This is a genomic window from Sphingobacterium alimentarium (assembly GCF_004342685.1).
GTDB lineage: Bacteria > Bacteroidota > Bacteroidia > Sphingobacteriales > Sphingobacteriaceae > Sphingobacterium > Sphingobacterium alimentarium.
Genome location: NZ_SMBZ01000046.1, coordinates 20,439 through 30,582, shown reverse-complemented (window position 1 = coordinate 30,582; position 10,144 = coordinate 20,439). Strand labels below are relative to the sequence as shown.

Annotated in this window: 9 protein-coding genes and 1 pseudogene; 3 read left to right on the top strand and 7 right to left on the bottom strand. The window is 38.3% G+C overall.

The window, feature by feature from the left end; translation table 11 throughout:
- Positions 1–131 precede the first annotated feature (131 nt).
- Together EDC17_RS13935 and EDC17_RS13925 are read left to right on the top strand one after the other, a co-directional pair.
- Positions 132–1,268 (top strand): annotated as a pseudogene (locus tag EDC17_RS13935) (type IX secretion system plug protein).
- A gap of 18 nt (positions 1,269–1,286) precedes the next feature.
- Entirely contained in the window at positions 1,287–2,717 is a 1,431-nt protein-coding gene (locus EDC17_RS13925; protein WP_132778675.1) for an amino acid permease, read from the top strand.
- Between the two features lie 53 nt (positions 2,718–2,770).
- Here EDC17_RS13925 and trxB read toward each other — a convergent pair whose 3' ends face one another.
- From trxB to EDC17_RS13905, 4 genes are all read right to left on the bottom strand, one after another.
- The gene (trxB, locus tag EDC17_RS13920) at positions 2,771–3,730 is read right to left on the bottom strand and encodes a thioredoxin-disulfide reductase (protein WP_132778674.1); all 960 of its coding nucleotides are present in this window, start codon (positions 3,728–3,730) and stop codon (positions 2,771–2,773) included.
- A 16-nt stretch (positions 3,731–3,746) separates the two neighbouring features.
- Positions 3,747–4,673 carry a 3'-5' exonuclease gene (locus EDC17_RS13915; protein ID WP_132778673.1) on the bottom strand — a complete coding sequence of 309 codons (927 nt, stop codon included), beginning with the start codon at positions 4,671–4,673 and terminating at the stop codon, positions 3,747–3,749.
- A 127-nt stretch (positions 4,674–4,800) separates the two neighbouring features.
- Positions 4,801–5,661, bottom strand: coding sequence for an aminotransferase class IV (locus tag EDC17_RS13910; RefSeq protein WP_132778672.1), 861 nt, complete (start codon positions 5,659–5,661; stop codon positions 4,801–4,803).
- A 13-nt stretch (positions 5,662–5,674) separates the two neighbouring features.
- A complete protein-coding gene (locus tag EDC17_RS13905) occupies positions 5,675–6,709 on the bottom strand; it encodes an RluA family pseudouridine synthase (protein ID WP_132778671.1) in 1,035 nt (344 codons plus the stop codon).
- 564 nt (positions 6,710–7,273) lie between these two features.
- Between EDC17_RS13905 and EDC17_RS13900 the strand changes: the two genes are divergently transcribed.
- Positions 7,274–8,158 (top strand): 1-aminocyclopropane-1-carboxylate deaminase/D-cysteine desulfhydrase, encoded by an 885-nt coding sequence (locus EDC17_RS13900; protein ID WP_132778670.1) that lies wholly within the window; start codon positions 7,274–7,276, stop codon positions 8,156–8,158.
- On the opposite strand, the gene EDC17_RS13895 is transcribed toward EDC17_RS13900, so the two are convergent.
- The 3 genes from EDC17_RS13895 to EDC17_RS13885 all read right to left on the bottom strand — a co-directional run bounded on the left by EDC17_RS13895 (position 8,142) and on the right by EDC17_RS13885 (position 10,119).
- Positions 8,142–8,591, bottom strand: coding sequence for a GreA/GreB family elongation factor (locus EDC17_RS13895; RefSeq protein ID WP_165894429.1), 450 nt, complete (start codon positions 8,589–8,591; stop codon positions 8,142–8,144). The genes EDC17_RS13900 and EDC17_RS13895 overlap by 17 nt on opposite strands.
- Before the next feature lie 65 nt (positions 8,592–8,656).
- Positions 8,657–9,172 carry a hypothetical protein gene (locus EDC17_RS13890; RefSeq protein ID WP_132778668.1) on the bottom strand — a complete coding sequence of 172 codons (516 nt, stop codon included), beginning with the start codon at positions 9,170–9,172 and terminating at the stop codon, positions 8,657–8,659.
- 62 nt (positions 9,173–9,234) lie between these two features.
- Positions 9,235–10,119, bottom strand: coding sequence for a bifunctional 5,10-methylenetetrahydrofolate dehydrogenase/5,10-methenyltetrahydrofolate cyclohydrolase (locus EDC17_RS13885; protein WP_132778667.1), 885 nt, complete (start codon positions 10,117–10,119; stop codon positions 9,235–9,237).
- Positions 10,120–10,144: the final 25 nt, after the last annotated feature.

Sequence of the window (10,144 nt, the reverse complement as noted above, 5' to 3'; positions counted from 1 at the left end):
ATGTTTTCAAGTCCGTTCGGTTGCCAAACCTCTATAACTAACTATATTTCAAATATTTCAAAGAACAATTTCAAGTTTTAATGGGACAGTAATGATATGATAATATCATTTACAACTTTTCGATAAAGACTGTGATGGTACACCCCACAGAGCGTGAAAGTCAATTTCCAATCCTTTCACTTTCTAAATCCTACATACTCCAAATTACTTTTGATGACTTAAGGGCGGATTCACGCTCATTATATTTTCAAGTAGAGCATTGCAATGCCGACTGCTCTCCGAGTAGATTGCCTACAATGGATTATTTGGAAGGTTATACGGAAGACAGAATTTCGGATATGAAACCTTCTGAAAATACACGTATCCCCTACACCCATTATCGGTTTAATTTCCCGAATGACAACACACAACTAAAAAAGGCGGGCAATTATTTGCTTAAAGTATATGAAAATGCAAATCCTTCGGAGCTACTATTTACCCAAAGATTTTATGTCGTAGAGGACCTTGCCACTATTGATGCTGAGCTAGTTCCGTCCTCACAAAGCAATAAAAGGCTACGTAATCAAAAGCTCAATCTCGCTATAAATACTAATTTCGAAATTGCCAATCCACGTTTTTCGCTGCAGATTCATGCCTTAAAAAATCAACGAACAGACAATTTTCAAATCCTAAGAGAACCATCACAGATTAGCAGTCAAAAAATAACGTATCACTTGCCCCAAAAATTAGATTTTGAAGGAAATAATGAATTCAGAACTGTAGATTTGAGGAGTGTAAGAAATGTAAGTTCGCAGGTGCGAGAGTTGAACCGAGATTCCTCAATAAGCGCAATATTAGAAGCCGATCGCAACATTTCCAAGGAAAATTATATATGGAAACCAGATTAAAATGGACGTTTTTATATTAGAAATATGGATTTTGCGGAGCAAACTACCCAAAGTGGATATATTTATACACTTTTTTCGCTAAAAGATTCCTCAAATATTGATGGAGATATTTACCTTGTCGGAGGATTAAACAATTACGTGCGAACTGCGTTAAATAAATTGACCTACAATACCGAGCAAAAAACATGGGAAACCGTACAATTATTAAAACAAGGGGTATATGACTATGAGTATGTGTTGGAGTCAGCAGACAAAACACAGATCAGCAAATTTTCTGGTTCTTACTTTGATACCGAAAATGAATATCAGATACTACTCTATTATAGAAAACCCGGTACTTACTGGGATGAAATTATTGGATTTAAACAAATTACTAAATAAAATTATTAGCTAAATACCGTGGAGGATAATAAAGAAAAAGAATTAAAAAGAGGGTTAAGTAATAGACACATTCAGCTTATTGCTATTGGTGGTGCTGTAGGAACGGGTTTGTTCTTAGGTATTGGCAAAGCAGCTATATTAGCGGGTCCGTCTGTGATTTTAGGATATGCTATAGCTGGAATTTTTGCCTTTTTTATTTTGAGACAATTGGGTGAGATGGTCGTCGATGAACCAGTATCTGGTAGTTTCTCGTATTTCGCGAATAAATATTGGGGACCATTTGCAGGTTATGCTTCAGGTTGGAATTATTGGATTTTGTATATTCTGGTAAGTATGGCAGAACTTACAGCCATTGGCGTATATGTCCAATTCTGGTGGCCAGAGATACCCTTGTGGGTGTCGAGTCTGTTCTTTTTCGTCGTCATCAATGCCTTAAATCTTACCTCAGTGAAAGTATATGGCGAGACGGAATTTTGGTTCTCCATCATAAAAGTTACTGCTATAATCGCGATGATTGTTTTCGGTGCTTACCTCCTCATCTCAGGTGCAGAAGGAGATCAAGCAACGGTGAAGAATTTAGTAAATGATGGAGGATTTTTCCCAAAAGGATGGTTTGAACAAAATGCTGACGGCAGTTATCAAGGTTTGCTAGCAGCTTTAGTGATTATTATGTTCTCTTTTGGTGGACTAGAATTGGTCGGTATCACGGCTGCAGAAGCAGAAAATCCGGAGAAAAATATTCCTAAAGCGACGAATCAAGTGTTGATCCGTATATTGATTTTTTACGTAGGTGCGCTATTTATTTTATTCTCATTGATGCCTTGGCGTTCGATTACAGCCAATACAAGCCCATTTGTGGAAGTATTTGACATCCTGAATGACAAAGAGTTTACGCTATTTGGTAAAACATATGATTTCATGAGCATCATTGCTAATGTGCTTAATATAATCGTATTGACGGCGGCCTTGTCCGTTTATAACAGTTGTGTGTACAGTAATTCTAGAATGCTTTATGGACTTGCCGAACAAGGTAATGCTCCTCGTTTTCTGAAAAAATTAAACAAAAACCACGCACCTATTACTGCTTTAATGGTTTCGGCGGCCTTAGTAGCACTATGTATTGTTATCAACAAGATTATGCCTGATCAAGCGCTGGAAATATTAATGTCTTTGGTGGTGTCATCCTTGATCATTAACTGGATAATGATCTCGTGGACACACTTACATTTCAAAAAACATAAAATTAAAACAAATCAGCAGACAAAGTTTCCTAGCTTATTTTACCCTATTAGCAATTACCTCACACTCTTCTTCTTATTAGGTGTGCTCGGCCTGATGTGGTTGACAGGATTGAAGATATCTGTCGAACTGATACCAATCTGGCTAATCTTATTATATATAAGTTATTTATTAGTGAAGGCAAATAAAGCCAAGAACAAAACCACATAAAAACAGAAAGAGCTCGAAATTCGAGCTCTTTCTGTTTTTATAATTATTCTTTATTAATGATCGCCTTTAGCTGCTAAATATCTTTCTGCTTCTAAAGCGGCCATACATCCTGTTCCCGCTGCAGTAATCGCTTGACGGTATACATTGTCTTGTACATCTCCTGCCGCGAATACACCCGGTATATTTGTTGCTGTCACATTCGGTTTAGTAATGAGATAACCTGTTTCGTCCATATCCAATATACCTTGGAATAATTCTGTATTTGGCTTATGTCCTATTGCTACAAAGAAACCTGTCACATCAAGATCTTGAGTTTCGTTTGTTTGGTTATTTTTCACGCGAACACCTGTTACCACTTGTCCATCACCCAAGATTTCTTCCGCTTCTGTATTGTAAATAACCTCAATATTAGCCGTGTTCATCACACGATGGTACATGGCTTTGGAAGCTCTGAATTCATCGCGACGTACTAGCATATACACTTTCTTACATAGTTTCGCTAAATAGGTAGCTTCTTCCGCTGCCGTATCGCCAGCTCCTACGATGGCTACATCTTGGCCCTTGAAGAAAAATCCATCACATACAGCACATGCAGACACCCCAAAACCATTGTATTTTTGCTCGGATTCCAATCCCAACCATTTGGCAGTAGCACCTGTTGAAATGATTACCGTATCAGCAGAAATTACCGTTTTGCCGTCGATTTCTACATAATGTATACCGCCGTCTTTCGAAAAATCTACTTTTGTGGCATAGCCGAAACGTACCTGCGTACCGAAGCGTTCTGCTTGATTTTTCAAATCTTCCATCATCTCAGGCCCCGTAATACCTTGCGGATAGCCCGGAAAATTATCAACCTCAGTAGTCTGTGTCAACTGTCCTCCAGGAACAATACCTGTATATACAACGGGTTTTAAATCAGCACGAGCTGCATATATCGCTGCAGTATAACCTGCAGGTCCTGACCCTATAATCAAACAATTAACATGTTCAGAAACTTGCTTTTTATTCATTATTTATTTAGATTTATTATTTACTAAATTTATTTTGCAGACTAGCTAGCATATCATTAGTGATAGGCTTTGCCGCTTTTTCTTCCACTTTTGGCTTAGACACTACAGTTTTATCTGCAGGAGCCTTTTGAGTATTTTTTTCATTCTTATACGCATTCCATTGTTTTTCAAGAATACGTTTGGTGTAAAGCGGAAAATCACCATTTTGCATCCATGAATAATAACTTGGCTCCGACTCAAATACATCCGTCAGCCTTCTACCCTTATGCTTGCCAAAATTAATACAAACCTCACCTTGCTCATCGTATACGAATCTTCCGGCAAAATCCACGGGTTTGGTTAAGTTGGTAAATTGGTGCAAAGCTTCTACATCATTGACAACAGGATAAGAAACTTGACCATGCTTGTCCGTATAACTTTCGTTTTCATACTTAGTCAACTGTGCTTTCAGTACTTCATAGGTAGCACGTACATCATCCTCTGCTTGATGGGCATTATCCAGCGACTTGCCACAATAAAATTTGTATGCAGCTTTTAATGTGCGCTGTTCCATTTGATGAAAGATATTTTGCACATCCACAAAAGAACGACCTTCCAAACTGAATTCGACACCAGCAGCCAAAAACTCCTCCATAAGCATCGGAACGTCGAATTTATTGGAATTGTAGCCAGCTAAATCCGAGTCACCAATAAAATCCGCTATTTCCTTTGCCAAATCCTTAAACGTCGGAGCGTCTTTGATGTCCTCATCGTAAATACCATGAAACATAGAGGATTCCACAGGAATCGGCATCAATGGATTCACGCGGCGCGTATACACCTCTTCCGTATTATCAATATTTACTTTAAGTATCGATATCTCTACTATTCTGTCTGTCGCAATATTGACACCTGTAGTTTCCAAATCGAAAAAAGCTAAGGGTCTTTTAAGTTTTAATTCCATGAATCTATTTTTTATTTCCACCCATTGAAAGAATGAAAATTTGTTTTAACAAAAATAAGCAAATGCTCACTTAGCAGAAACTTATTTCTCTCTGAACTATATATTATGAGATATTATCAACAAATAACTAATCTTCATCCTTATCATAACTCCATGTAAGGAGTTTTTCCTGCAGAATACGGGAAAGTTTATTAAAATAACGTTTCTGTTTATACCCCATTACCCATTGAATACCTTGCACCGCATTGGTACAAAATAACTCATCGGCGGTTTTCATGATTTCGGGACTTATCTGCGCTTCCACGACAGGTATTCCCTCCTCTTCGGCCATATCCATTACCACACGACGCATCACCCCGTCTATACAGCCTTGGTTTAATGCTGGAGTATACAGCACCTTGTCATAATATATAAATAGATTTGATGTTAAGGCTTCACAAAGGAAACCTTCCTGATTCAGGATAAACACATCATCATAATCAAATTTCTTTTTATAATTGCCCGCGAGAACGTATATAAGTGAATTGTTGGATTTTATCGCTGAAAGATCACTATAAGGTTTTTTAAGTTCAGTGTATAAATCCACAATCAACCCCACCTTTTTGTCCCGCAACTGAATATCCATCTTTTGGACCTGCAAGATAAAGGCTGGTTTGTTGGCAGCCGGTGTATACAGCCCTCCGCCATCACGGAACACGGTCAATCGTACGCGCACCCGCTGGCCCACCATATTATTTTTGCGAATAAGTTCGTCGGTAATCTTTTTGACAAAATATTCATCAAACATGGTTGACTGCTCCAACTGTATAGTCTGCATGCTTCGCTGCAGCCGCTCAATATGCAGATGCAAAAACCGAATTTCTCCGCCTTGATACAGCATGGTTTCAAACAAACCATCGCCGTAGCGAAATCCGCGATTGTCCGCGGTCAATAGTTTAGCATCTTCAGGTACTATCTCCCCGTTAAAATTTATATATTGTATCGGCATAAATTCTTTTTAATTAACCTTTAATCTGTGCAGCGTAGGCTCTCCACTTTTCCAATACCTGCTGCATATCTTGGGGCATTGCTACCTCAAAATCCATTTGCTTCTTCGTCACTGGATGCTGAAATCCCAATAGCCTCGCGTGTAAAGCTTGTCTTGGTAATATAGCAAAACAATTGTCAATAAACTGTTTGTACTTGCTGAAGGATGTTCCTTTTAATATTTTATCCCCACCATAGCTGGAATCCGAAAATAAAGGATGACCTATGGACTTCATGTGTGCGCGGATCTGATGGGTACGCCCCGTTTCCAATTGACATTCAATCAATGTTACATAGCCCATTCTTTCCAATACTTTGTAATGCGTAACGGACCATTTTCCCTTTTCAGGATCATCATACATGCTCATTATCCGGCGATCCTTGAGATCTCTACCAATATAACCCGACACCGTACCATCCTCAGCAATATCTCCCCATACCAAAGCTATATATCGGCGATTGATCGTATGATCAAAAAATTGTTTAGCCAAATAGGTCATCGCCCACTCATTCTTAGCGATAATCAGCAAACCCGATGTATCCTTATCAATACGATGCACTAATCCCGGACGACCTGTATTGCCTGGCAATGTGGGCAACTGATTCAAATGATACGTAAGTGCATTCACCAATGTACCTGTGTAATTATTGAATCCAGGATGTACAACCATACCCGCTTGCTTATTGACTAGAAGTACATCATCGTCCTCATAAATAATATCCAAAGGAATATTCTCGGGGTATACTTCCGTATCGCGCGGTGGATCCGGCAATACCATAGTGATGACATCAAAGGGTTTTACCTTATAACTAGCCTTGATAGGTTTATCATTCACGCGTACCGAGCCTGCATCTATCGCATTTTGAACTCGATTGCGTGACGTATTCTCAATTCTATTCATTAAGAACTTATCAATACGTACCAAGGTCACCCCTTTTTCGGCAACAATACGGATATGTTCGAATAATTCCTGATCTTCTTGCTCGATTAAATCTACATCTTCAGACATGATGCAAAAGTAAAGTAAATAAGGCAAAATCTTCAACATTGGCGTCACCAAATGCAAATCATTTACTTAAATACAACTTTCTTTAAATGCTAGCATTTAACATGCTATATTTTATTTCCAATTATACTTTTAGGATTCTACAATCGCCTTATTAAGCACCGGAATTGAAGGATAAAAAAAGCACCGGAAATTTTACTTCCCGATGCCATCTACCAAACATACTTAGGGGTATGTTATATCTTAATTCGATCCCAAAATTAGTTTAACCAGAGGCTAAATCGCTTTGGGCTTTATTATATAACGAAGACTTTGCCACAAGATTACAATCAGCTAGGGTTAAGTCTATTTTAATTTGTCAATATAAACTTATTCTTTACGACTTATAAAATTAATGTTATTGAAATTTTAGTTTAAATTACATATAAATAATTAAAATCAAAACAAAATTTTAAAAAAAATAAATTATTAGTTAAATAAAACATAAAAAACGATAATACATCTTAAAATCCGTGTTCAGTCAAAAATTAGTAGATTTGAAACCAACAACATTCCTAGTCAAATTAAATGGAAATTTACAGCCCTGAGCAACAGGTAACACTCCCGCTCTATCAATCCAAAGGCGTAGAAGTCTTCTTCAAAAGAGATGACATGATTCATCCTTTTATCTCGGGGAACAAATGGAGAAAGCTAAAATATAATCTACACAAGGCAAATTACTTACAAAAAGATACGCTCGTGACCTTTGGCGGAGCCTGGTCCAATCATCTACTCGCTACATCCTGCGCTGGCGCCACTTACCATTTTCGCACCATTGGATTTGTGCGCGGTGAAGCTATTAATAACCCGTTGCTAGATATGTGCAGACTCTTTGGTATGCAGCTTATATTTGTCTCTCGTGAAGATTATAGAAACAAACAGAACCTCTTTCAGCAGCTGGAGAATCTAGCGCCCTGCTATTTCATCGACGAGGGAGGCGCCGGTATTGAAGCAACTCGAGGCTGCAAGGAAATAATTGCAGAGCTCCACAACGCTTACGATCATATTTTCTGTGCCGCAGGTACTGGAACTACTGCTGCAGGCCTAGCTCTGGGTATAACTGACAAACAACTCCATACACAGCTGCATGTCATCCCGGTATTGAAAAATGGGGGATTTATCGCCGAGGAAATGAAAATTTTGGACGCGCCGATGGAACTCGTTCAGCTACATATAGACTACCATTTTGGTGGATATGCTAAATCTAATCCTATTCTTCTGGAATTCGTGAAAGATTTTGTGCAGGCAACAGGCATTATGATCGAACCGACCTATAGCGGTAAAGCCTTATTTGCATTGCACGATTTGATACAAAAAGATTTTTTTCCTGCAAAAAGTAAAATCCTCTTTGTACACACCGGGGGATTAACGGGGCTTTTGGGACAGTTAGAAAAATTTAATAAAGTCCAATGATAGTTTGCGAAGCACAATTAAAAGTAAAGGTATCGCCCACTGACAAGCCCAAAAGTAGCTTTCCTATCGGGGAAGCCGTAGAAATACTAAATACTTTCTTATCCCCTAGACTGACTAAGCCAATACTAGTAGCTAGAAAGTAAAGTGCGTTATTCGTTTGAATAAGAGATCCTAATCCGGCTTTTGAGCTTTCCGTTTTTTGTGTTTGAATGCGGCGAAGTAATTCCATATCCGCATGAAGTACTTTGAGCTGTTGTTCATAGCGGTTCAGATCTTGTTGAATCATCTCCCTACTTGTCTCGTACTTATCCCCTGCACTGCTCTTGGTATCATCATGTAAACTTTGATTAGCATCTGCTATCGCTAAATTCACCTGCTCTATTTTCTGATTGATAATGGTATAGCAAGCATCAATTACCTGATCTTTATTCATAACACACAAATAAATAAAGCGCCTACCGCAAAATAGACGCTTCATTCAATACTTTAATTATAGAATTAATTTAAAGCCTCTTTAATTTTATTAGCTCTTTCTTTTGTTTTGTCCGCTACCTCTTTAGCAGCAGCGTCCACTTTTTGTGCACCGCTTTCGATTTTATCACCTGCTTTTTCAGCAGATTTTTCGATCGCATCACCTGTTTTTTTAGCGGCATCTTTTGATGCATCTACAGCGTTATCGATACCATCTTTAGCTTTGTCAGCAGCATCTTTCATATCAGACTTTGCTTTCTCCCAAACTGTTTCAGCATCCGCCAATGTTTTGCGTGCTGCTTCTTCGGCTTTTTTATCACCTTTTTCTACAGCGGCATCCAAGTCAGCTTTAGCTTTTTTGTAGTTATCCTCTGCTTCATGGTATGCAGCATGTGCTGCGTCTTCCATGTGCTCATGCGTATGATCTACATGTTCGCCGATAGAAACTTCACCATCTGCGTTCTTATCTTTAGAAGGATTGTTGTTACAGGCTGTGAATGTTATAGCTGCAGCCATGACAGCCAATAATGCAATTTTTTTCATATTTTTTAGCTTAAATAATTTAACCTTTATTGAGTTACAATATTTATGCCAATACCAAAGATCTATTTGCCATAGACTGTACCTTTGGCTGCTTCCAAAGTATTCTTCAAAAGACCAACTATGGTCATTAGACCTACTCCTCCAGGTACAGGTGTGATCCACGAAGCTTTTTTCGATACTTCTTCAAAATCCACATCGCCATATAATTTGAAACCTGATTTTGTTTCTGTAGAATTTTCTCTATTAATGCCAACGTCAATTACGATAGCACCTTCTTTTACCATATCAGCTGTAACGAAATTTTTCTTGCCGATGGCAGCTACTACGATATCACCACGAAGCACTTCAGTCTTTAAATCTTTCGTACGGCTGTGTGTCAATGTAACGGTACAATTTCCAGGATTGCTATTGCGTGCTAACAAAATACTCATTGGAGAACCAACTATATTACTACGACCAACAACAACTGCATGCTTTCCTGATGTATCGATTCCATAATGATCAAGCATCAACATAATACCATAAGGAGTAGCAGGAATGAAACATGGAAGGTTTCTCTGCATACGTCCTAAGTTGATTGGATGGAAACCATCCACATCTTTGCGGTAATCGATTGCTTCAGTAACTTTTTCAGGATCAATATGTTTAGGTAAAGGTAACTGAACGATTAATCCATCAATATTTTCATCTTTATTTATCTCCTGTATTTTGGAAATAAGTGCTTCTTCGGTAATATCTGAGTCATAACGAATGTTTGTCGATTCAAAACCTACCAATTCACAGTTACGCATTTTGCTCGCCACATACGTCTCGCTTCCTCCATCATTTCCTACGAGAATAGCCACTAAATGTGGTTTACGGCCTGCTGCAGCGGTGAAGGCTGCAGCTTCCCTTTTAATATCTTCTTTAATCTTAGCGGATACTTCTTTACCGTCTAATAATTTCATTATTCAATATGTTTTATAGGTTGAT